The organism is Protofrankia sp. CiT1, from assembly GCF_917627335.1.
Lineage (GTDB): Bacteria > Actinomycetota > Actinomycetes > Frankiales > Frankiaceae > Protofrankia.
Window position 1 is genome coordinate 1 of sequence record NZ_CAKJTP010000066.1, and the last position, 23,157, is coordinate 23,157.

Below are 23,157 nucleotides of genomic sequence, written 5' to 3' on the forward strand. Positions count from 1 at the left end.
GGAAATTTGATGATCAAAATCATTTGACTAAGATTTATGAATGAAATTCAGAGTGTCGTGAAGCTGTCGCCGAGAGTGCCCGGAATGACTGAAAAATAGAAGCTGGAGCGGGCCGTCATCCAAGATCGTGTTGCGTAAACAGTTAGCGGAATCGCGGCATCGGGTGGGTGCGTACCGCGCATCGTCACAGTGTAGTCCAAGTCATATCCAGAAACGGGAGGACTCCTCGATGAGGTCGAGCTGGACAACATGAGCTCCGGAGACGGCACCGCCGGAGGAGAAGGGCAATGAGTAATGGGAGCCTGCTCAACCCCGACCGCAAGTGGTGGACTCGCACACCTGAGCGGATCGCCGCCGCCAAGGTCACTACGATGCGGCAAGCTCGCGAGGAAGCGAGCTACGCCTGCCACGAGGCGTGTGCGGCATACCGCCAGAAGATTGCGGACGAGGTGGCTGCCATTCGGGAGGAAGAATACCAGGGGTGGCTGCCCCTGCTGCGACACTGGCGGCTGCCCTACTACGTGGCCATAGCAATTCCGGACCGGGTGTGGGACCGGTATGAGCGCGAGGTCGCAGGCAATGCTTGACGTTGGCGTGCCGGCGTAAAGACTCAGGCTGGTTGCGGAGCGGAGTTTCGTTGAGCCCGGGACGTGCTGTGGAAGGTTGCCGGCGGCGGTTATGCGGGCTATCGGGAAGCCTGCGCAAGGGTGACGGGCGCCTGCCCCACGGTACATCCGGCCTCATGTGGTCATATCCAGCTGTATATGGCCACATACGCGCCGTCGTCTTGCCGGCGGCTTCCGCGGCTGGCAAGACGACGGCCTTCCCGCCGCGGTCGACGGAGATTGCGCTGTCGGCCGGCAGGTCTGGCGGGCTGCCCTCCGTCCGGCGGCGGTTGTGGGCACAGGCTGGTTGTGGGCACGGACTCTTCATGATTTTTTGTCGCGACAGGCATGAGATGCCCGGACAAGGGCATCACGGCGCGTGGGCCACGAAAGGGTGATGAGTTCCGGGCCAGTCGACCCGTCGTCCGCCGCGCGTACCTGGGTGTAAATGGGTTATATAAGGACGGAAGTGACCCCGCGGCGGACGACAGCGGGGGCGACGAACGGCGAGCAAGGCCGCAGTGCCGTTCGTCGCCCACCGGTATCGGCCAGACCGGACGATGGGAGAGATGTCGTGAGCGCCGCAACAGCACCGGCTCACCGGGACGGCGAACGCGCGGGAGCCGTTTCATGGTGGTTTGTTCTGGCTGTGGGGATTGCCTGGTCTTTGTTCGCCCTGGCGATACTTCAGTTCGAGCTGACAACCGAACGGTCCATCGCGGTATTGCTCGGTGTCGTCCTGTTTGTCAGTGCGGCGAGCGAGCTGCTCGCCACGACCGCGACGGCACGGGGCTGGCGTTGGTCGCACGCCCTGCTCGCGGTGCTTTTTGCCGCTGGTGGTGTGGTCGCGCTGGTTTGGCCTGATCCGACCTTCGCGGTAGTGGCTCGAATCGTGGCCTGGTATCTGCTGGGCAAGGGAATCTTCGATGTCGTGAACGCTTTCGTCGCGCGCCGTGCCGAGCTCCGCGGTGCCGATTTTCGACATTCCGATCTTCGCGCCGCGGACAGTCCTGGGGCGGAAGTCGCGGACCTTCGTGGGGCCGCGCAGTGGTGGATGCCGCTGATTGTCGGCATGTTCGAGATCGGGGTCGCTTTCTGGGCTGTCGGCTACCCGAAGAGCTCCCTTACCCTGCTGGTTCTCTGGGTTGCTCTTGCGGCTCTGGCTACCGGATTGACGAAGATCTGCATGGCGGCCCGGATGCGGGGCGCCCGACGTGATCTTGCTACTGTGGACATGTTTCTCTCTACCGGCTTCGGCGTCCCCGCGGTCACCGAAGCCACCCGCACCCACGCGCGTACCGAGGCGACGGCAGGTGAGGGGCATGGCCAGCGGCGTTTCACCTGATGGATGGCACTGGCACCTCGGAACACCTGAACACCTTGACGGCACGCTGGTGCCCGAAAGGCCGCTAAAAAGCACCTGCCAGCAGGATGAGGAACCCCCCGACGGCGACCAGGGTCGCGACGGCGGCCAGCGCGGCAACGGCTGTGGGTGCCGACATGCCGTCGGCGCCCGTCAGCGCCGCGGTGGCCGCCTGCCGGTAGCGCAGGAGCCCATACAGCATGATCAATGCTCCGGTGGCCAGCCCGAGAATCCCGGGTAGTACGACAGCCAGGTGGCTCAGCTGTTCCAGATGCTTCGGATGGCCCACGTGACCGCTCTCGTGCACGAGGAACACGCCGACGGCGGCGAAGGACAGGCCGGTGCGCTGCCAAGCGAGGTAGGTGCGCTCGCTCTGCAGCCCCGGGTCGGGGATCTCGCTGGGGTGCCCGAGTCTGGGCCTGGTCACCGGGCGTCACCTCCTGAGTTGTACAAGAGGGACGCCAGAACGATCAGGCTTACTACTGTGATCACGATACCGAGCAGGCGGGGAAACGGGGACGGAGGCAGCGGCTGCCCGAGCCGCAGGGCGCGCTCCACCTCCGCCCAGTGCCGGTAGCTGGTCGCGGAGAGCACAATGCTTGTGACGACGAGCGTGATGCCGAGGACGCGGCGGCTGCCCGGGAAGCCGAAGTCCGGCACGACCTGCACGACCGCGATACCGCCCGCCAGCAGCGCCAGCGCGGTGCGGATCCAGGCGAGAAACGTCCGCTCGTTGGCCAGGGTGAAACGGTAGTCCGGCTCGGAGCCGATCCGGCGGATGTCAGCGGCGTTCGGCCACTGCCGGCGCCAGCGCAACCGCCACGGCTGGTGACCGTCGGAGCGTGCCTGCGCGGAGGTGCGCCCAGTCATTCTCACGAAGGTGACTCCGCGGCACACCCGTCGGGGGTCCGCGGGCGGCCACCCTGACGATCGTCCACCATGGTTTTCGTCCCCGTTCCGGTGCCGTCGGAGAGGTCATCGATGTCGTCAGCCAATGTCCGTCCAGCTCCGAAGAGCATGGCCGACGCCGCCCGGCTGAGGCTGGTGCCAGCGGATCCGATGCCGCTGTCCCTCCATGGAAGTCTGCGGTTTCCCGAGGCCGTCCGCATCCTTTATGGACCGTGGCCAGCGGCACCAGCCCGCCACCGGCCACGGTTGCCGTATGGCCACCCTGACCCTGCCGGGCATCTCTGGCCTCTCATCCGTGCGGCGGGAACCGCCGTGGCCGGCCGTACCGTCGGAATCATCGGACCTGACCGCATCGGTGGCGACGAATGGCGGCGCCTCGATGCCTTCGAGGTCGGCTTTGAGCCCGGCGACGCCTTCGAGACCGGCGGGCGTATCCCCACCCGGATCAGGTGCGCATGGACCTGCGCTCACGGCACCGCCCCCGGCACCGGCACCGCCCCCGGCACCGGCACCGGCACCGCGCCGGGGCCAGCTGGGATCACCCTCCTGGCACAACCTCAGGAAGCTACAAAGGGCGATGGCGGATGGTGACGGGTCATGACGGACCGTTTTCGCGATCAGGACCTCCGCCCGGCGGATACGCCCCCCGTGCCTTCGTCACCGTGAGCCGCGGTGGTTTCGCCATCGGTGGCCGGCGGTTCCGGTTTGCCGGCACCAACAACTACTATCTCCATTACAAGAACCATCACATGGCTGACAGCGTGCTCACGGACGCCAGCTTGATCGGGCTGCGGGTGGTGCGCTGCTGGGGTTTCCTCGATGGCGCTCCCGCCGACGGCACCGTGCTACAGCCGGCGCCCTTCAGCTATGACGAGGATGGTTTCGAGCCCTTGGACCACGCCGTCTTCAGGGCTGGTCAGCTTGGGCTTCGCCTGGTGATCGTGCTGACGAACAACTGGCCTGACTTTGGCGGGATCCCGCAGTACGCCACCTGGTTCTCCGCCGAGCATGACGACTTCTTCCGGCGCCGTGACATCAAGAACTGCTATCGGAGCTGGGTACGACATGTGATCGGCCGGCGGAACCGGTACACCGGGATGCGGTACTGTTCCGATCCGACGATCATGACATGGGAGCTGGCCAACGAGCCCCGCTGCCCGTCCGACACATCCGGTGACACATTGCTCGCCTGGGCGGATGAGATGAGCCGTTACGTCAAGGAGCTGGCTCCCCACCAGCTGGTCGCGGTCGGTGATGAGGGCTTCTATGGCCGTGCCCATGAGCCGTGCTACCCATATTCCGATCACGATGGTGTGGTCTGGCAGCGGCTCATCGCGTTGCCCGCGGTCGACTACGGCACGTTTCACCTTTATCCCCAGCAGTGGGGAGATATGCCCCCCGAATGGGGCATCCGGTGGATTTATGACCATATCCGTGACGCTCGTACGGCGAAGAAGCCGGCGGTGCTCGAGGAGTTCGGATGGAGAGCCGACGAGACCGCCCGTGACGCGATCTATCGGGCCTGGACGGACGCGGTTGAGCGGTTCGACGGCGACGGAGACCACTTCTGGCTCCTTACCGGCCGTAATGCGGACGATACACAATATTCTGACTATGATGGTCTTCGGGTGGTCTATCCGTCAACTACCGCAACACTTCTTGCGGGCCACGCCGGACGAATGTGTCCGTCGGTTGGGCATTTTGGACATGGTTCGGCTGGGGGTCATCCCCGGTAACGGGGTGCCAGGACGACTACCGCGACGGCTGTTCACGGCTGGTGTGGAGGCCAATCCGGCGTGTCCGGCCTAAGGGGCGTATTCTCCAAAGACCGTGATTGGTCTCACGTCCGGGGGAGCCAGGTGACGACAATTGATCAGCTGGCCATGTACCGGGAATCCCCGTTATGGACGCACCCCGCCGAGCCCGAAACGGCTCCGCTGGTCCGGCCACGGGAGCGGCAAGGGACATGGCGGCCTGGTTTCGGTGTGTTCCTGTTCGTCTTTTTGATCTTTTCTGTCTTCGGCTGGTGGACGTGGGAACGCGACCCCGCTTTCGGTTTCCTCGGTGGCGTCGCCACTGTGGTCTGGACGTTGCCCGTCACAGGCACCATCCTGGGCCTGTCAGGCGGCCTGCTGGCGATGGCCCGGATCCGGCGGGACCGCGGACTGCCGCCCACCGCGGCCCTGGTGCACGATCTGCTGGTGGTGGTCGTCCCCACCATCGGCCGGCATGACACCTATCCAGCGCTGGCCCGGGTGGTCAGCTCGTTCTGCCGCTATCTGCCGGCCTACTTCCCGAACCTGCGCGTGGACGTGGTCATCGAGGAGGGCTGCGAGGCCCGCGAACAGATCGTCACGATGGCCGCGGGAAGCCGGTGGATCCGTATTGTCACCGTGCCGCGTGATTACCGCACGCCCAACGGGACCCGTTTCAAAGCCCGAGCAAATCACTACGTCAACGAGCTCCGCGGCGCCGAGGGTGAGGCCCGTAGCGACGTGTGGGTGCTGCACATGGATGACGACACCGGCGTCGGCCCCGACACCGCCGAGGCGGTGGCCCGCTTCATCAACGCACAGTGGCTGGCCGGGGAGAACGCGCGGCATCTCGCCCAAGGCGTTCTCAGCTACCCGCGGGAACACGCGGTGAACCCGCTGCTGTGGCTGGCTGACGCCGTTCGCCCCGGTTGCGACATCAGTATGTTCGCGGCCACCACCGGCCGTGGTATGCCGCGCGCCGGGCTCCACGGGGAACTGCTGCTGGTGCGAGCCTCGGTCGAGGCCGAGATCGGCTGGGACTTCGGCCCGCAGTCCATTGTCGAGGACGCTGAATTCGCGTTGCGTTTCTGCGATCGGTATCCCCGGCGCAGCGACTGGTTTCCCGGCCGTTCCTACGGTGCCTCACCGGCGACTGTCGCCGACTTCATTCGCCAGCGCGAACGTTGGGCCTGGGGCTTGTTCATGCTTTCGGCCAAGCGCACCATCCCGCTGCGCCGCCGGTTACTCTTACTGCACAATGTGGTGATATGGGCCTCCGGGCCTATTCAGCATCTTGGTTTGATCATATTGGTCGGTGCTCTTCTCGGTGACACCGACACCTCGCCGGCCAGCGCTGTGGTCCTGCCGATATGGGCACTGAACATGGCTTACAGCGTCTGGTTGTACTGGGAAGGAATGAAGATCAACGCGCTGGCCTCCGAGCGGCTCCGGCGGCTGCGGTGGGAGCTTCCCTGCCTGCTGTTCCTCATACCGGTGTTCTCCCTGCTGGAGGCGGTGGCGGTATTCCGGGGGCTGGTGCGTTTTCTGCGCAACGGCGAATCAACCTTCACTGTGATCGCGAAGCCGATGTGACCGTCGCTGGTAAGGCGCGCTCGGCGGGAGCGCTGCTTGTCATATTGGTCGGGCTCGCCGCGGTGCCTGGCTGCGCATCCGCACCGGCCGATCGTACGCCCTCGTTCCGGCCGGCCGGCCAGGAGCGCACGGCCGGGAACACGGGCGTTCCAGCCGCCGCCCCGGGGCCTCGGATCTCCTTTCCCTGGCGGCCAGGCCGGCCTGAGCTCGGCGTGCAGGTTTATTGGGACGATAATCCCGATGAATCCGCGCAGATGATCGCCCTCAAGGCGCAGCGGGTCACCGACTACGTCGTCGACCTGGATGCCAACGCGATAAGCGTGTCCTTTCCCTTCTTCACGGACACGGTCCGCTCCAGCACGGTGCACGGCGCCCGGGGCACGCCGGCACCGGAACGGCTCGGTATTCTTCTGGACGAGGCGGCGCGGGCGGGGCTACGGGTCACCCTGCGCCCGACCCTCGATGAGAAGTCGCTGGTCGCGGCCAACCCGCGGGATTGGCGGGGTACGCTCAACCCGGTCAGCAGGGATGCCTGGTTCGCCTCCTACCGCGGTTTTCTCGCGCCTTACCTGGCTCTTGCTGAACAACACCACATCAACGCGGTTGTACTCGGCACCGAACTCAACTCACTGGAGGGTGACCCGCGCTGGGAGAAGTTGGCCGCCTATACCCGGACGGTGTTCACCGGCGAGATCGGCTACGCATTCAACTGGGACGTCTTCACGCACACCCGTGCCCGGATGCCGGTGGATCGCGTTGGTGTGGACGCCTACCCGGAGCTTCCGTTGGGTGACACCGCTTCGGTGGCCGAGCTGACCACCGCCTGGGACAGCTGGCTGGGTCAACGGGCGCCGGGCCCCATGCCGCAGGTGATGCTGTATGAGGTGGGGGCCGCCGCGCAGGCCGGCATCTACCGGCATCCGGCCAATCCGCAGATCGACGGTACGCCGGCGGTTCCGGAACTCCAGCAGCGCTGGTTCATCGCGGCCTGCCGGGTGGCGCGGGCGCGGGCCTTGGCCGGTCTCTACTGGTGGCGGGTGGATTTCCATATTGATCCGGCAGCGGTCGACTCGTCCCGGGATCGCCATGAGTCGTTCATCGGCCGCCCGGCCGAGCAGGCGATCCGGGACTGTTTCTCGGCCTGGGGGGAGGGGCACTGAGCACTTTCCCGTCCCGCGCGGTGACGGGCGTGTCCGGGCTGGCCGTGCTTGCGGTGATGCTACAGAGCTCCGGGGGCTTCCGGGCGGAATTACTCGGCGCCGATCTGGTCCTGGCCTGCTCCGGTTACCTGGCGACCCGGGCTCTCCTGACAGCCGCATACTCTCGGCCGGACGGCCGGATTCCGCTGGCTGACTGGTATCGCGATCACTTCAAGCACCGTGTCCCGCTCGCCCTGTTCGCCTTGGCCGTCACGCTCGGGCTGGCCGCGTTGCTCAGCCCGCCGGAGCAGGCCCGGCGGCTCGCGATGGCGGCGGTCGCTGGACTGGCACACCTCGGGAACTGGTTTGATCTTTTCGTGGTGCGGGACGGAATCATCGCCTCGCGCGGTGACTGGTACGCGGACCGCCCCGGCCAGATCGATCCGTTGGGCGTTCTGTGGCTGCTGGGGCTGATCGAACAGCTCGCGCTGCTATGGCCGTTGCTGTTGGGCTGTCTATGGTGGTTCACCCGGTGGATGGGTAGGCGGTTCACCAGGACTGATGACAGGACCGACGACACGGGACGCGCGGCGTGGCTGACCGTGATGCTCTGTCTGTTGCTGGCCGCCGCGGCCTGTCTGGTTGGTCCGGTGCGGGCCGCTTCCGGAGCGGATCTCGCGGAACTGGCTTTGGGCAGCCATGTCCGGGCAGCCGAATGGCTGCTGGGCGCCGCCGCGGCCGGGTTGGTAGCGGCGGCGAGGCCGCCGGCTGAATCGGTCGCCGCGGGCGACGCCCAGCGGGCTGCCGGCGTCTGGTGGGTCACGATCGCCGGGCTGGCCGGATTGACCGTGCTGGTCATCAGCGGGATGATCGCTACCGCTCACCCCGCTGCCTGGCTGCGCGGGGCGGGGCCGGCGACCAGCGCCGGCGGCGCCGCACTCCTGTTGGCGAGCGTCGATCGCCAGATCACAGCGTTCCGTCACGGCCCGATCGAGTGGCTGCTCAGCCGTGGGGGACCGGTGGAACTGGGCCGGATGGCCTATCCGCTCCTGTTGCTGCATCTTCCTGCGTTCTGGCTGCTGAGGCAGGCCTTCACGGATGCGCGGCCGGAGGCGTTGCTCGTTGTCGGGGGTGGGTTCGTGTGGTTCGTCGGCCTGCTGCTACAGGATGGGCTGGTCGGACGGTTGCGGACCCGTCGTTGGCGGGTGCGATGGGCCGCCCCAGCGCTGCTGCTGGCGTACGCGGCTGTCGCGGCCGGTGGAAGCTGGCTGTCCGCCGCGGTCGACAGACGGCCGGACCCCGGGAAAGAGCCGGTGTTGTTGGCGCTGGGCGGTTCGTTCGCCAGCGACCTGGCCCTTGCGCTTGGCCGGCACGGCGATGGCCGCTACTCGGTGGTGGACGGCTCGCTGCCCGGGTGCGGGCTGTATCCGGTGGCGCCGCCGTCGGTCCCGCTTGCCCGTGTCACTGCCGCCGCGCAGCTGCCGCCGCCGGTGCCCGCCCGCTCGGCGGCATGCGTGAACTGGCCGGCGCAGTGGCGGACGCGCATCACCCAAAGCCGTCCGGATGTGCTGATGGTAGATCTCAGCACGGACGCGGACGCGCGCCTGTATCGCGGCTCGGTGATTTCTCCCTGCGACGCGGAGTACCGGCAGCTGTACCGCAAACAGCTCGACCAGGCAGCCCAGGTATGGGCGCAGGCGGCCCCGGGCCGGCCGGTCCTGCTGGCCGACACCCGCGATGTCACGGGCGAGGCTGATCCGCGGTCGAGCCGCTGTTTCAATGCCTTGATCACCGAAGCCGCCGCCCGGTATCCGCAGGTGCTGTTGTTGGATGTGGACGCCGCGCTGTGCCAGGCCGAGCACTGCTGGACTCGCACATCCACCGGCAAGCCGCTCTATTTCGATGCCGTCCACCTCACCCCCGCGGGAATGCACAGCCTCGCGCCATGGCTGGCGGCGGCGGTCGGCAAGGCGCTGGGTCCGGGCCCGGCTCCAACGCCGGGCACGGGAACGGGGACGGGGATCACGGACACCGTGAGCGTCGGCGGTCCGGTCAGCCGTCCCGGCCCGGTCAATGATCGTCCGGTAGCGGGACGATGATGGCACTGACCGCGCGAACCTGTGTTTAAGGGCGTCCGGCAATAGGATAATGGATCAAGAAACGGGGTTGGGGCGCGTGCATCGAATCTTTGTCGGGACTTGTGACTAGCCCGTAATGTTCTGTCTGGACGGCAGGGACCGATGGATGCCGGCGTGAGCGAAGCGAAGGATTTTTCCGGGGACCTCTACGAACCGCTGCTGCCCGAGGACCCACGGTCGATCGGTCCGTATCGGATCATGGGCCGGCTGGGCTCCGGCGGGATGGGCCGGGTGTATCTCGGCCAGTCCCGGTCGGGTCTGCTTGTCGCCGTCAAGACGGTACGGGCCGACGTGGTGGATGCGCCGGGATTCCGGCTGCGGTTCGCACGTGAAGCCACGGCGGCCAGGCAGGTCAGCGGTGTGTTCACAGCAGCCGTGGTGGACGCCGATGCCGACGCGGTGATGCCGTGGCTGGCCACGGCATACGTGCCCGCGCCATCTCTGCAGCTGCTGGTGCGCCGGCTCGGTCCGTTGCCGGTCCGCGCGGTGTCCTGGCTCGCGGCCGGGATCGCCGAGGCGCTGGATGCCATCCACCGCGTGGGGCTCATCCATCGGGACCTGAAACCGTCGAATGTGCTGGTGACCAAGGAGAATCCCAAGGTCATCGACTTTGGGCTGGTCAGGACGGCGGACAGTAGCGCGCAGCTTACCCACACCGTGATCGGAACACCCCAGTACATGTCCCCGGAACAGGCGCTGGACACCTCGTCGGTGACACCGGCCACCGACGTGTACTCACTGGGCGCCACCCTGTTGTACGCGGCGACGGGTCGCCTGCCCTACCGGGGCGAGACGCCTGTGAACGTGCTGGCCCAACTGCTCTGTGATCCTCCGGACCTCACCGGGGTGCCAGCGGAGCTCGTCGAGCTGATCCGCCGTTGCACCCAGCGTGATCCGGCGCTGCGGCCCACCCCGAACCAGCTGCTGGAGGAGATCGCTGGGACCTGGCTGCGGACGTCGGGCGGATTCGACGCCAAATACTGGTTACCACGGGTCGGGTACCAGCTGCTGGATGCCTACGAGCGGCGGCGCCGCAGCACCGGCTCACCTGACGCGATGTCCGGTCCGGCGCTCCAGTCCAGGCCAGCCCGCGACTCCCACGAGGTGACCTCTACCCCGTCTCCGCCGCTGTCGCCGCTGATCGCGCCGACCCCGCCCCTCCCACTGGGGGAGTTTCTCCCCCCGGCCCACGGCGGCGGAGCCGTTCCCGCGGGTTCCTCAGGTCCCGCTATTCCCGCTATTCCCGCGGGTCCCGCGGGTTCGACCGGCCGGGCCGAATCCGCGCGGGTGCACCGGCGGACCTTGCTGCGGGCGACGGGCGCCGCGGCGGTCACCGGTGCGATCGGCGCGGCGGTCTGGGGATCGGCTCGGTTGCTCGGCGGCACGGACGGCGGTGGCGCATCCCGGCCATGGGCCTTCACCTGCGGGGCTGAGGTGTACTCCTCCCCAGCGGTTGTCGACGGAGTTGTCTACATCGGCAGCAACGACTCCCACCTGTACGCCATCGATGCCGTGACCGGACGGCTACGGTGGCGCTACCAGACGGGTGGCTCGGTAACGTCGTCCCCGGTGGTCGCCGCCGGGGTGGTGTACGTCGGGTGCAACGACTTCCACCTGCACGCGGTGAACGCTGAGACCGGCCAGGTGGTGTGGAGGTTCCAGGCGGGTGCCGTGATGCATTCGTCGCCGACGGTGGCTGATGGTGTGGTCTACATCGGCTGCCGGGACCACAACCTCTATGCGGTCGAGGCGGCCACGGGCACTGAGCGCTGGCGTTTCACCGGCGGTGACTGGTTCAATTCTTCCCCCACCGTATACAGCGGTGGGGTTTACGTCGGCTGTCGGGACAAGAACATCTATGCGCTGGACGCCGCCAGCGGACGCCGACGCTGGAGCTTCACCACCGGCAGCACCGTTGACTCCTCGCCCGCGGTGTCGGACGAAACACTGTGGATAGGCGCTGACGACCACAACGTCTACGCCCTGAGCACCGCGACCGGAACATTGAACTGGCAGTTCACGGCGGATAACGGGGTGGTCTCCACGCCGCTTCTGGCCGACCGGGTGGTGTACGTGGGAAGCGATGACGGCCATCTTTACGCGCTGGACGCCAGCACAGGTCGGGACCGTTGGCGGTTTCCCACCGACAATGGCATCCGTTCGTCACCGGCCGTGGCGAACGGTCTGGTCTACGTGGGTAGCCGCGACCGCTGCGTCTACGCGGTGGAGACCGTCACAGGGAAACTGCGGTGGCGGTACGTGACTCAGGGGCCGGTCGACGACTCATCGCCAGCGGTCGCGAATGGCCTGGTCTACGTCGGCAGCCTGGACACCCGCGTCTATGCGTTGAACGCGGTGACCGGTGCTGGGCCGTAAGAGCGTGTTTCGAATCCTGGGTTCGGCCGGACGGAAGATTCAGAACAGGCGCCGGAAGCGCCCGAGGGCAGGGCGGCTGGCTGTGGTCACCCTGCCCGGCGCCGCCGGAGATCGCCGGTCCATCGTGAACCCCGACCCCCGGCGGTGCCCGCCAGCGAAGACAGCGAAGACACGTGAGGACGAGGAAGATCAGCGGCTGGAAGTACAGCGGTTGACCAGCGCTTCGGTCGTCGTCGTCACCTCGGTCAGTAACTTCGGCTCGTAGGTGCTGGTGTCGACGCGCAGCCGGAGGAATCCGATCGCGGTCGTGATCCGTTCGAGATCAGGGGCGAACTCGCCCGCGGTCGGGATCTGGTCGTAGAGCTTCTCCTGTGGGGCGATCAGGTCGGTCGCGACCAGTTTGATGCCGTCCGGCTTGTCGTTGCCCTTACGCGCGATGCGGAGGGTGTCGACCAGCCCGGCTGCCGCATCCCGGCAGGTGCCGGCCTGGAACGTCTCGATCGCCGGCAGCGGTTTGGCGGCTGCGGTCGCGTCGCCACCGCAGCCGGCCGCAAGCCCGGTCACGGCCAACAGGCCCGCCGCCGTTACTGCCATCCGGATCGATGGTGGTGCAGGCATCATCATTGCGGCCCTTCTCCCGCTTTGGTCATTTCCGAGCGTCGGTGTCAGCGTGAGCCGGAGTTCGGCAGCGCCAGGTAGGGGAAAGCGCCCAGGAAGGGTGTGTTGTTGGCGTTCACGGCGTCCCCCAGCCCCTTGACGGCGGCCGGCGCGTTCGGCAGCAGGACGCCTTCAACGGCCTGGATCTCGATGTCGACCACGTCGTCGGCCAGCCGCCGGCCGTTCGGGAAGCCGGCCACGTCGCCGCCGACCACGCCGAGCCGGTTCGGGTTTGCCACCGGCGGAATGGACATGTTGAGCCGGAGCTGCTCGGACGGGGCGATGTCCTTAGCGCTGGCGTCGTTGTTCAGCGTCGGCGAGGTGAGGTCGACGCCGAGGTTGCCCTTGCTGATACCGCTGAGGAACACCGCGACCAGGTCGTTACGCGGGGTTTTCGGCGCTGGGATCTTGTAGATGCCCTGGATGAGCCGGGCCAGTTCGGGGTCGGTGACGTAATTCAGGAACTGGGCGTCCCGCGACGGCGTCGAAGCGTTGAACCTGTCCTTCTGTCCGACCGGGACGACCAGCTCGTTCACCAGCGGCGAGCCGAGCCGTGACACCTGCGACCACTGCCCGAAGCTCATCGCGCGGCCGGAGCTGTTCGTCGGGGAGACCATCGTGGTGCTGCGCCGCTGCGTGGTGCTCCACACTCCGATCACCGGATTGCGGCCCGCGTCGCCCTTGAGTGCCAGCTGTGCGGCCGGCACCTTGAGCGCGACCGAGTTGACGTTGTAGCCGGCGAGGGTGTCCTTGCCGATCTCGGACAGGTTGCCGCCGTAGAGCAGGTCGAACACGCGCAGGTCCAGGAAGAACGGGTCGTCGGCCTGGCCGGCGAACGTCTTGATCCCGCCGGGCAGAGTTTGGGTCGCCTGGTCGCGCAGGGCGGCGTAGTTCGGCATGGATGCCTTACCGACGTTGGATGGTGCCACCGGCACCTTGTCGGCGAGCACTGTGGAGCTGCCCTTTTTAATCATTTCGAGTCGGTAGCTCTGGGTGAAGTTCAGGTCGGGATCGTCCAGGGAGGTGACGACACCGGTGTTGTACAGGAAGGTGTTCGGGTTCTTGTAGGAGTTGGTGAACGTCCACCGGTAGGTGATGTCCGGCTTGGCGTCCCCGTCGTTGTCGATGTTGATGTCGTACTGGGCGTCGTTGGCGAACGGGTAGAAGTTCGGCCCGCCAGCGGGCTCCTCGAACGGTATCCAGTTAGCGATCAGCGTCACCGAATTCTTGTCGTCCGGGCTGACGAACGCGTAGGTGTCGGTGTTGTCGATGGTTGGGTCGGTGCTGACCAGTGGTGCCTCGCGGTGGCTGGACGCCATCGATGCCGCCGGTGTCAGTGCCACGACCGCGCTACCGACACCGAGCGCCACCGCCGCGATGCCCGCGATCCCCGTGAGGCCGCGCCGTGCGGGTCGGCCCCGCGACCCACCGCGGAGGCGAGGTGCCCCGTCGGCGGGATCTGTCTCAATCATGATTTTCCCCTCGGATGATGCAGGGGCCAGCCTGACTGCCGGCCCGCGACATCTCCTTGTTCGTGCGCCGCGGCCGTTCGGATGGGTGTCGGCGACTGGTCGTGTGTCAGAAAGCCGACAGGTTTTCTCCCATCCGGACGTGTGCCCGCCGCGAACAGCCTTGTGCAGGCCGGCACTGGGAGAGGAACCAGATGAGGAAACGACGAGCCGTCACGGCGATCGTGGTGGTGACGGCGGCCGCGGCCGCTCTGCTGGCGGGAGCGGCGTTGATCCCCACTGGCGTGCTCGGGGGCACCGCCGCGCGTCCGCCCGCGCCCCAGGCCAGCGCGGCCGGGGCTCAGGACGTGCCGACCCGGGCGATCGGCGATCTTCAGCGCCACCTGAGCCTCGTTCCCGGTGACTGGCCGGCCTGGGCGGCGCTGGGCACCGCATACGTTGAGCGGGCCAGAGCCACCGGCGACCCGACCTACTACCCGCGTGCCGAGAGCGCGCTTGCCCGGTCGCTGGCCGTCCACCCGGTCGACAACGACGCCGCGCTCGCCGGGCAGGCGGCGTTGGCCGCGGCTCGCCATGATTTTGTCGAGGCGTTGCGGCTCGCGGACGCGGCAACAACGATCAATCCGTTCGGCGCGACCGCCAGCGGGATACGCGCGGACGCCCTCATCGAGCTGGGCCGCTACCCGCAGGCGTGGGAGGCCGTCCAGCACACGGTCGACCTGCGGCCGGATGTCGCCTCGCTGGCCCGGGTGTCCTACGCGTTCGAGCTGCGGGGCGACACCGCGGATGCCCGGGATGCCATGCTGCGCGTGCTCACCGACGCGACCTCCCCGACGGATGCCGCGTTCGCCCTCTTCCACCTCGGTGAGCTCGCGCGGGACAGCGGTGATCTCGACGGCGCCGACGCTGCCTACCGCCGGGGCCTGGAAAAAGATCCATCCTCGACGACGTTGCTCGCCGGGCGGGCCCGAGTGGCCGCGGCCCGCGGCCAGACCGAGAGCGCGCTGGCTGACTACCAGCGCGTGGTGACCCGGATGCCGGCGCCGGCACTGGTCGTCGAATATGGGGAGCTGCTGGAGTCGGTGGGCCGGACTGAGGAGGCACGGACCCAGTACGCACTGGTCCGGACCACCGCTGAGCTGTTCCGCGAGCAGCGGGTGGACGTCGGCGTCGACCTGGCGCTGTTCGAGGCCGACCATGGTGACCCGGCCGCCGCGTACGCGGTCACCGCGGCCCAGCTCAACACCCGGGCCGGGATTTTCGTCCAGGACGCCGACGCCTGGGCGCTGCACCAGCTCGGACGGGACTCCGAGGCCCTTGCGCACGCCCGTGCCGCGGTTGCGCTCGGTACGCGGCGCGCTCTGCTGCGCTATCACCTCGGCGTGATCGAAGCAGCGCTCGGGCAGCGGGACGCGGCCATGACCGACCTGCGGGCCGCGCTCGCCACGGACCCGTATTTCTCACCGCTGCATGCGCCCCGCGCCCGAACGCTGCTGGCCGCCCTTGCTGGTGACCGGTGATGGCGACGAGGCGGCCGGGCCTGCCCACCCGCTGGCGATGGCCGGCCGTCGCGATGATCGCGTTGGCGTTCGCCGTCCTGCCGGCGGGAGCGGCGTCCGCTCATCCGCTGGGCAACTTCACCGTGAACACCAGCAGCGTGCTGCGGGTGCAGCTGGACCAGGTACGTGTCGACGTCATTGTGGATATGGCCGAGATCCCGACCGCCCAGAGCCGCCCGGCGATCGATGCCGCTGGTGCCGAGACCTGGCGGGAGCAGGAGTGTAAGCGCATCGCGGGCCAGGCCGAGCTGACCGCGGACGGCCGGGTCCGCCCGCTCGAGCCAACCGCGGCCACCCTGCGTTTCCCGCCGGGGGCGGGCGGTCTGTCGCTGTTGCGGCTGGTGTGCCGGTACACGGCCGAGACCGGCGACACACCCGCGTCCGTCCGGTACACGCTGCGGGCTTATACAGACCGGGTGGGCTGGCGCGAGACGGTGGCGCTGGGCGATCGGACCACACTCGTGGCCAGCGACGTTCCCGCGCGGTCGCCGAGCGGGCTGCTCGCGTCGTACCCGGCGGACCCACTGTCCAGCCCATCCGACGTCACCAGCGCCACGTTGCGGGTGCGGCCGGGCGGTCCGGCGGCTGTCGACCCCCTTGACGGCCGGGAGAATACCGCGGTGTCCCCAGGTGGCAGCGGCCCTGGCAGGAGCGGGCTCACCGCGCGTTTCACCGAGCTGGCCGGGCGCCGGGCGCTGTCGTTGGGCATGGGCCTGCTGGCGGTCGCGCTGGCGGTCGGGCTCGGGACCGCGCACGCGTTCGCTCCGGGGCACGGCAAAACGGTGATGGCGGCCCGGATCGCCGGCAACCGGGCATCCCGGCGGGAACTTGCCCTGATGGCGCTGGCGGTGACCGTGACCCACACGTTCGGCGTGCTGCTGCTCGGCATGGCGCTGACTGTGTCGACGGACCTTGCGCCGGAACGGTTGTACCCGTGGCTCGGCGTCGCCAGCGGCATGTTGATGGTGAGCCTCGGCGTCACACTCCTGCGCAGCCGGCTCGCGTTTCGCCGGATCAGCCATAAGCATCATGATCATGATGGTGGGCATGCCCATCCGGCCGGAGCCGATGGCCATGCCCATGGTGATGGTCACGACCATGATCACGACCATGCCCATGGTGACATTCATGATCATGACCATGCTGGCGGTCATCGCCATGACCATGACCATACGCACGGTGGCCGCTGGCATTCCCACCCCTCGCCAGTGGGAACGCCGAAACTGCGCGGTCTGCTCGCGATGGGCTTCGCCGGTGGTCTCGTGCCGACTCCGAGCGCGGTCGTCGTGTTGCTGGGCGCTGTCGCGCTCGGCCGTGCCTGGTTCGGTGTGGTGCTGGTGTTCGCCTACGGCGTAGGTATGGCCGTCGCGCTGGTCGGTATCGGCGTTCTGCTGGACCGGGCGCATCGGCCTCTGCTGCGGCGAGCCAGCAGCGCCGCTCCCCGGTTCACCGCGGTGGCCACCAGATGGGCACCGGTGGCCACCGCGGGTGTCATCGTCGTGGCTGGAGCGATCATTGTGCTGCGTGCGGGGGCTCAGTTCGGCGTCTGAGCAGCCGTCCGGGGGCCGCCGCCGTGGGCCTGCCGACCGCTCCGGCCGCTCCGGCGGCCGGTTCGCAACGGGTGGCGTGCCGCCGGCCGGGGCCGACCCACCGCGTGTGATCGCTGCCTGGCCGCCGTGCCAGTTGGCCGGGAGACGGGCGCGGCCGGCGATCGACGTCCAGTACGCCGCGTGCAGCGCGCAGCGGGCGGTACCGGGCGGGAGTAGCCTCCGGGTGCCATGACCGGCAGTTGGGGCGAGGACGGGCAGTGGGCATCGACACCGCGGACAGACTGGCGCTGCACGAGATCGCGGCGCGCTACGGAGACCTCATCGACGCCCGGGACTGGCCAGGGCTCGCGCACGTCTTCACCGCGGACGCGGTGTTCGACCTGCGCGACGTCGGCGATGGGCAACTGGAGGGCCTGGACGCCATCCGGCGCTTCATGGCCGGCTCGGAGCATCCGCTCGCCCATCACATCACCAACATCTACGTGACCGAGGACGGCGGTGAGCCGGTACTGCACAGTCGGGTCATTGGCATCCTGCACGATCGGCGGGCCGGGTCCGGGCGGTACACCGACACGGTCGTCCGCACCCCGGCCGGGTGGCGCATCCAGCACCGGGTCTTCCACCTGCACCGCCGGCCGTCGGCCGAGCCCGGGTCACCGGCCGCGGGCGGCTGACAGGCGGGCGAGGTCCGCGGGCGTATCGATGTCGTCGGGGCAGCCGGTATCGTCGCACGCCACCATGACCACCCGGTCGGGGTTGGCGCGCAGCCAGGCACGTGCGCCCATGTCGCCACGGGCATGAGCGCATACCTCGGTCCAGGTTTCGCGTCGTAACAGAACGGGATTGCGTGGCTGCCCGTTATAGGTGGCGACCGCCGCGGCCGCGCCGGCCGCGTGGGCGGTGATCAGCCGGCGCACGGCCTCCGCGCCGATCAGGGGCTGGTCGACGAGCGTGATGACCACCGCGTCGAGGCTGGTGCCCGCAACCGCGCCGAGCCCACGCCGCAGTGACGCGCCCATGCCCTCGGCCCAGTCCGGAGTTGGAAGGACCTGTGCCGTGGGCAGATTCGCCGCCCTGGCCACCTCGGCCGCGTGTGCTCCGAGCACCACGAATATCGGTGTACAGCCGCCCCGTGCGACCAGCCGGACTGACCGCTCGACCAGCGCCTCACCGTCCAGCATGGCCAGGGCCTTGGGGCTGCCGAAGCGGCGGCCGGCTCCGGCGGCGAGCACGAGGCCACCCACGCGGCCTGTCATGTTGCCGCCATGCATGGCAGCGTACGCTATCGCGACTGTTATTCATTTGATGAAATTTTATTGATGATGCAGATGATTATATTTCAATAACCTTAGGGTGTCATTTTCTGGATCACATCGCCGAATTCGTCCGCTCACTATATGGTCAGGAACGGTGAAAAGGTCCCTGATTAGTGCGTTTCCGCGCGACGTCACGCGGGAGGTTCCTGTGCCCGGCCAGCCTGGTTCGGCGCCGGTCGCCTTCCTCAGCTATGCCGATGCGGACCATGCGCGTCACGGTGCGTCCCTCGGGGAACTCGCGGCGGCACTCGAGGAGGATATTCGAACCCGAACGGGCCACGCCGCGTTCCGGGTTCTCCACGATCGTCGGGATGATCGCTGGGATGAGTTGTGGAACGAGCGGATCGCCGGCACCGCGGACCCCGCGAGCGCCGCGGCCATCCTCATCGCGGTCATGACTCCCGCTTTTTTCCGGAACGCCCAGTGCCGGCATGAGCTGGAACGTTTCCTTCAGCTCGAACGGCAGCTGGCCCGTCCCGACCTCGTCGTCGCGGTCCGGTGGTCGAAGGACCTCGACCTGATCGCGGGTGGTACGACCGACCTGTTGGCGCGGGCGGTAGCTCATCGGGTGTCCATGCACTGGCCGCTGCCGGACGGCGAGCCACCGGTGGCGGTGTCGGTCGGGCGCTGGGCGGCGGACCTCGCCGGCCGTATCAGCGCGCCATTGGACGCCCTCGTCCGCCCGGCGATTCTTTGGCCGGACGGTATCGCGCGGTACGCGGGTGCCGCACAGCACGATGATGATATTTCGTATGAGGAAATCGTGCGGCATAATGACATCGCGCGGCACGAAGAGGCCGTGCGGAACAACAGCGGGCTCGCGCGGCACGGCGATGTCGTGCAGGTGCCGCGACAGCTTCAGCCGGGGCAGACCATGCCGTTGCCGATCCAGCCACGGCTGCCGCGGGGAGCGGCCGCGTCGGCTCCGACGCCGCCCGCTGATGCGAGGGCCACCGGCGTGGCGGTGACCCCGTTGGTACCGCGGCGGCTGTCGTCACAGCCACAGACAGCCACAGCGGCCGTCACAGCCACCGCTCCGGCTGTCGGGCGGTGAACGCGGTACCGGCCGTTCCGTTCGCTACCGTCCGATCGTGACGTCTCAGGACCTCAGCACGAAGGCGTTCAGCGCGACCCGGCTGCACGACGGTTACACGATGGTCGGTGTTGACGCCTTCCTCGATCGGGCCGCCGCGGAGCTGCACCGCCTGCACGCCCTTGTCCGATCTGTCGAGAGCGGGTACCGGCCGGATCCACGTGAACTCGTCCTGCTCGTAACGCCCGCGGAGATCAGCGCGACGACCTTCAATCCGGCGAAATTTCTCAGTGGCTACCGCGAACAGGAGGTGGATGACTTCCTCGGCGTCGTCGCGCGGGAGTTCGCAAACCTCCAGAAGTTCGTGTCCGTGGTTTCGGACGCTGACCGGCCGGGCGACCGCGGTGTTTCCTATCATCCTGGTATAACCGGTCCGGAGGTGGCGGGTAAGTCATTCACCCGGACGCGGCTGTGCGTTGGTTACAAGGCTGATCAGGTGGATGAGTTCCTCGACCGAGTAGCCCAGGAACTAGCTGACCTGCACGCTCTGGCGAAATCCTCCCCGGGTAGCCGGAAGCGGGATTCTGATTCGTTTCGTTCGCGTCTCACGCCAGCCGACATCAGTGCCGTAAAATTCGATACCACCTGGCTTTCCGGTGGGTATCGGGAATACGAAGTCGACGATTTTCTCGACTTTCTTGAGCGCGAGCTCGCCCGCATCCATGAACATCTGATGTTTGGCTCGGACTGAGTGCCGGCGCGGTAGCGGTGATTGATCGCCCCGCTTATCCTGCATTCTCGATAAGCGGCGTTTGCGGGCGGTCAGAGCTTCCGGGCGATCGTCAGGCCGTCCGAGACCGCCAGCAGCACGGCCTGAACACGATCATCGGTGGTCACCGCCTGGTTGAATGCCCGGATCGCCTGGACGTTCGCCTGCTGGTTCGTCTCATCCAGGACGTTGCCGCCTTGCAGCACGTTGTCGGCGACGATCAGCCCACCCGTGCGCATCCGGGGAACCAGCAGGTCGAAGTAGGCCTGGTAGGAGGTTTTGTCCGCATCGACAAAGGCGATGCCGTAGGTGGGCTCGGCGGGCAGCGCGGCGATGGTGGCCGCGGCCGGGCCGAGCCGCAGTTCGATCCGGTCGTCGAGGCCGGAGCGTGTCCAGTACGCACGCGCGAGCGAGGTCCATTCCTCGCTCGCGTCGCAACAGAGCAACTGCCCGTCCGGGGGCAGGCCACGGGCGATACATATCGACGAGTATCCGGTGAACGTGCCGATTTCGATCGCTCTGCGTGTGCCCGTACTGGCCGTCAGAATAGTCAGCAGCGTGCCGAGTTCGGCTCCGATCCGCATGTGGGAGACCTCGCTGAACCGCCGCCGTGTCTCCTCGGCGAGTTCGGTGAGAAGCTCATCCGGCGGTGAGCTGTGGGCTACGATGTAGGGCTGGATACCGTGTGCGAGGATCGGTGAGTCAGTTGCACGATCAAAATTAGACATACAGGTATGCTACTAGCCTGTTCTGGCTCCATCTCGGGCCGCTGATCGACCCGCGTGCGAACCTGGCCGTTTGATGGTCGAGAAACGTGGAGCAACCGGCAACAGGGGAAACGGCATCGCGGGGTTGTCGCGGGGCTGGGGCACGCGCCTTGTGTCATCGCCCCCTATCCATCATCCCTATCCATCGCCGCGCGACGCATGGGTACCCTGGCTCGTCGGTCGCCACCCGCCACCTTCGGTGACCCCCGCGCCGTCTCGCGATCCAGCCGCCCCAAGCCTGTTTCTTGATTCATGCTCTATTGCCGAGCATTCTTAGCGGCTCCGGCAATAGGGCGTTCGAGCAGTGAGCGGCTCATCCGCGCCCGATCCGGCAAGGCGGCGGAGGAAGGCGCCCTGGTGTTGGGCACCGACTGACGACAACGCGGCCGGGCGGGATGCGGGAAGCCACGAGCCGGCCAGTCTTATTCTCGGGCGCTCTAAGTAGCAAGATCGTTACTTTTGGTATGAAAAGCGTTGTCAACGGTATGCCGGGAACGTACGTCACCGGATGGCGGTTTGACAGCTCCCCGCGTTGGGCGGCAGGCTTGCGGTGCGGCACCTCGTTCGGTGAGGCGTCTGCACGGACACAGGCCACTGACCCCGAACGTCGAGAGACGCCCCGGGTCAGGACAGCTCTCCCCGAGCTAAGGGGTGGGCCCAGGTGGCTTCCTGGTTGGGATTACGCCGTGCAGTGCCAAAGCTCTGACGAGGAGGGGTGTTCCGCACGTGGTCCCGTTCTGAACGGGCTCGGTTCGTGCGATCACTGCCTGTGCGATCACTGCCTGTGCGTGTGAACTGAACTGTGCCTACGGGCGCCCGGTCGTGAGAGGAGGTGGCGGGATGAGTCCCGGCCATAGTCCGCGTCTGTCCTGGGCTGGCTCGGCGACCCCCGCCGCCTGAGCCCGGCCCCTTCCGATACGAGGATTTCACCGCCGGACGCGAACGCAGCGGACTAGGCAACGCGGGTGGACTGGGCAACGCGGGTGGACTGGAGCCTGGGCCCGACTCATGGGTTGCTTCGGTAGGCGCGCTGGATCAACGAGTGCTCCGGCACCATGCTGCCTACGGGCGCGGCCCTCAAGCCCCTCGAGGAGCTGGCGTGATGACCGTGATGGAGAACGCGTTCTACACCGAGGGCCGGCGTTTCGCGCAACCGAACTCGCTCGGTGAGACCTACCAACTGCTGCGTGAGCGCTATGACGAACACAAGCAGGACCTCGCATGGATCGGCCTGGTCCGCCCGGACCAGCGGGAGATCGCCTCGATCGCGAGCGAGTTCGACCTGCATGAGCTCGCGGTCGAGGATGCCGTGCAGGCGCACCAGCGACCGAAGCTGGAGCGGTACGGGAAAACCCTCTTCGTGGTGCTGCGGGCGGCGCGTTACAACGACATGCGGGAGGAGGTCGAGTTCTCTGAGCTGCATGTCTTCATCGGAGACGATTTTGTAATTACTGTGCGTCATGGTGATGCCCCGGATCTACCGAGGGTTCGGCAGCGGATGGAGTCCGATCCAGGGCTGCTCGCCAGAGGACCGGAGGCGGTGCTGTACGCGATTCTCGACCGGGTCGTGGACGACTACGCGCCGGTGGTGGCGGGGCTGGAGAACGACATCGACGAGATCGAGACCGAGGTGTTCCGGGGGGAGCCCGAGGTGAGCCGGCGCATCTACGAGCTGTCTCGGGAGGTCATCGAGTTCCAGCGGGCTACCAAGCCGTTGCTCGGGATGCTGGAGGCGTTGGCGGCCGGGTTCGTCAAGTACGGCGTGGACGCCGAGCTGCAACAGTACCTGCGCGACGTTTCCGATCATGTTGTCCAGGTGGTGGAGCGGATCGAGGGCTTCCGCCAGCTGTTGCAGAACATCCTCACGGTGAACGCGGCCCTGGTCGGGCAGCGGCAGAACGAGGAAATGAAAATTTTGACAGAGGCGAGCCTGGAACAGAACGAGGAAGTCAAAAAGATCTCCGCATGGGCGGCGATCCTGTTCGCTCCGACACTGGTCGGCACTGTGTACGGGATGAACTTCGACGGCATGCCGGAACTGCGCTGGGCGTACGGCTATCCGTTCGCGATGGCGCTCATGCTCGCCGTCTGCGTCACGCTCTTCATGGTCTTCCGGAACCGGCGATGGCTGTGACCACACCGGCACAGCCGATCCTGGCT

General features: G+C 67.3%; 20 protein-coding genes and 1 riboswitch. Of the genes, 14 read left to right on the forward strand and 6 right to left on the reverse strand.

What is annotated here, in order from left to right; all coding sequences use genetic code 11:
• The first annotated feature begins 287 nt into the window (after positions 1 to 287).
• Both MJ785_RS12600 and MJ785_RS12605 read left to right on the forward strand, forming a co-directional pair.
• Complete coding sequence (locus tag MJ785_RS12600) at positions 288 to 587, forward strand: hypothetical protein (RefSeq protein ID WP_239329820.1); 300 nt, start codon at positions 288 to 290, stop codon at positions 585 to 587.
• 592 nt (positions 588 to 1,179) lie between these two features.
• A complete protein-coding gene (locus MJ785_RS12605) occupies positions 1,180 to 1,950 on the forward strand; it encodes an HdeD family acid-resistance protein (protein ID WP_239313110.1) in 771 nt (256 codons plus the stop codon).
• 64 nt (positions 1,951 to 2,014) lie between these two features.
• Here MJ785_RS12605 and MJ785_RS12610 read toward each other — a convergent pair whose 3' ends face one another.
• Entirely contained in the window at positions 2,015 to 2,395 is a 381-nt protein-coding gene (locus MJ785_RS12610; RefSeq protein WP_239380983.1) for a DUF202 domain-containing protein, read from the reverse strand.
• Positions 2,392 to 2,838, reverse strand: a complete 447-nt coding sequence (locus MJ785_RS12615; RefSeq protein WP_239313120.1) for a YidH family protein — start codon at positions 2,836 to 2,838, stop codon at positions 2,392 to 2,394. The genes MJ785_RS12610 and MJ785_RS12615 overlap by 4 nt, the downstream gene beginning before the upstream one ends.
• Before the next feature lie 351 nt (positions 2,839 to 3,189).
• On the opposite strand from MJ785_RS12615, the gene MJ785_RS12620 reads away from it, so the two are divergent.
• From MJ785_RS12620 to MJ785_RS12645, 6 genes are all read left to right on the forward strand, one after another.
• Positions 3,190 to 3,468 carry a hypothetical protein gene (locus tag MJ785_RS12620; protein ID WP_239380985.1) on the forward strand — a complete coding sequence of 93 codons (279 nt, stop codon included), beginning with the start codon at positions 3,190 to 3,192 and terminating at the stop codon, positions 3,466 to 3,468.
• 71 nt (positions 3,469 to 3,539) lie between these two features.
• The gene (locus MJ785_RS12625; RefSeq protein ID WP_239313114.1) at positions 3,540 to 4,613 is read left to right on the forward strand and encodes a cellulase family glycosylhydrolase; all 1,074 of its coding nucleotides are present in this window, start codon (positions 3,540 to 3,542) and stop codon (positions 4,611 to 4,613) included.
• Positions 4,614 to 4,736: 123 nt separating this feature from the next.
• Entirely contained in the window at positions 4,737 to 6,224 is a 1,488-nt protein-coding gene (locus MJ785_RS12630) for a glycosyltransferase family 2 protein (RefSeq protein ID WP_239313116.1), read from the forward strand.
• A complete protein-coding gene (locus MJ785_RS12635; protein ID WP_239313118.1) occupies positions 6,221 to 7,384 on the forward strand; it encodes a hypothetical protein in 1,164 nt (387 codons plus the stop codon). Before MJ785_RS12630 ends, MJ785_RS12635 begins: the two co-directional genes overlap by 4 nt.
• A gap of 29 nt (positions 7,385 to 7,413) precedes the next feature.
• A complete protein-coding gene (locus tag MJ785_RS12640) occupies positions 7,414 to 9,462 on the forward strand; it encodes an SGNH hydrolase domain-containing protein (RefSeq protein ID WP_239380987.1) in 2,049 nt (682 codons plus the stop codon).
• A 153-nt stretch (positions 9,463 to 9,615) separates the two neighbouring features.
• Positions 9,616 to 11,877, forward strand: coding sequence for a PQQ-binding-like beta-propeller repeat protein (locus MJ785_RS12645; RefSeq protein WP_239380989.1), 2,262 nt, complete (start codon positions 9,616 to 9,618; stop codon positions 11,875 to 11,877).
• A gap of 189 nt (positions 11,878 to 12,066) precedes the next feature.
• Here MJ785_RS12645 and MJ785_RS12650 read toward each other — a convergent pair whose 3' ends face one another.
• A complete protein-coding gene (locus MJ785_RS12650; RefSeq protein WP_239311216.1) occupies positions 12,067 to 12,501 on the reverse strand; it encodes a hypothetical protein in 435 nt (144 codons plus the stop codon).
• A 41-nt stretch (positions 12,502 to 12,542) separates the two neighbouring features.
• Positions 12,543 to 14,006 (reverse strand): DUF4331 domain-containing protein, encoded by a 1,464-nt coding sequence (locus tag MJ785_RS12655; protein ID WP_239311217.1) that lies wholly within the window; start codon positions 14,004 to 14,006, stop codon positions 12,543 to 12,545.
• A gap of 191 nt (positions 14,007 to 14,197) precedes the next feature.
• Between MJ785_RS12655 and MJ785_RS12660 the strand changes: the two genes are divergently transcribed.
• The 3 genes from MJ785_RS12660 (at position 14,198) to MJ785_RS12670 (ending at position 17,786) form a co-directional block, all read left to right on the forward strand.
• Positions 14,198 to 15,523 (forward strand): lipopolysaccharide assembly protein LapB, encoded by a 1,326-nt coding sequence (locus MJ785_RS12660; RefSeq protein WP_239345413.1) that lies wholly within the window; start codon positions 14,198 to 14,200, stop codon positions 15,521 to 15,523.
• Positions 15,523 to 17,112, forward strand: a complete 1,590-nt coding sequence (locus MJ785_RS12665; RefSeq protein WP_239380999.1) for a nickel/cobalt transporter — start codon at positions 15,523 to 15,525, stop codon at positions 17,110 to 17,112. Before MJ785_RS12660 ends, MJ785_RS12665 begins: the two co-directional genes overlap by 1 nt.
• A 257-nt stretch (positions 17,113 to 17,369) precedes the next feature.
• A complete protein-coding gene (locus MJ785_RS12670; RefSeq protein ID WP_239381001.1) occupies positions 17,370 to 17,786 on the forward strand; it encodes a nuclear transport factor 2 family protein in 417 nt (138 codons plus the stop codon).
• Here the strand turns inward: MJ785_RS12670 and MJ785_RS12675 are convergent.
• A complete protein-coding gene (locus MJ785_RS12675) occupies positions 17,766 to 18,368 on the reverse strand; it encodes an NTP transferase domain-containing protein (RefSeq protein ID WP_239311221.1) in 603 nt (200 codons plus the stop codon). The two genes, MJ785_RS12670 and MJ785_RS12675, sit on opposite strands and share 21 nt — an antisense overlap.
• Before the next feature lie 208 nt (positions 18,369 to 18,576).
• Here MJ785_RS12675 and MJ785_RS12680 point away from each other — a divergent pair, with 208 nt between their 5' ends.
• Entirely contained in the window at positions 18,577 to 19,482 is a 906-nt protein-coding gene (locus MJ785_RS12680; RefSeq protein ID WP_239381013.1) for a toll/interleukin-1 receptor domain-containing protein, read from the forward strand.
• A gap of 37 nt (positions 19,483 to 19,519) precedes the next feature.
• Positions 19,520 to 20,212, forward strand: a complete 693-nt coding sequence (locus tag MJ785_RS12685) for a DivIVA domain-containing protein (protein WP_239381014.1) — start codon at positions 19,520 to 19,522, stop codon at positions 20,210 to 20,212.
• A 71-nt stretch (positions 20,213 to 20,283) separates the two neighbouring features.
• Here the strand turns inward: MJ785_RS12685 and MJ785_RS12690 are convergent, their stop codons facing one another.
• Entirely contained in the window at positions 20,284 to 20,958 is a 675-nt protein-coding gene (locus MJ785_RS12690; RefSeq protein WP_239345424.1) for an O-methyltransferase, read from the reverse strand.
• Between the two features lie 591 nt (positions 20,959 to 21,549).
• Positions 21,550 to 21,717: riboswitch (M-box (ykoK) riboswitch) on the forward strand.
• Positions 21,718 to 22,099: 382 nt separating this feature from the next.
• Here MJ785_RS12690 and corA point away from each other — a divergent pair.
• Positions 22,100 to 23,131 (forward strand): magnesium/cobalt transporter CorA, encoded by a 1,032-nt coding sequence (gene corA, locus MJ785_RS12695; protein ID WP_239311224.1) that lies wholly within the window; start codon positions 22,100 to 22,102, stop codon positions 23,129 to 23,131.
• The last annotated feature ends 26 nt before the right edge of the window (positions 23,132 to 23,157 follow it).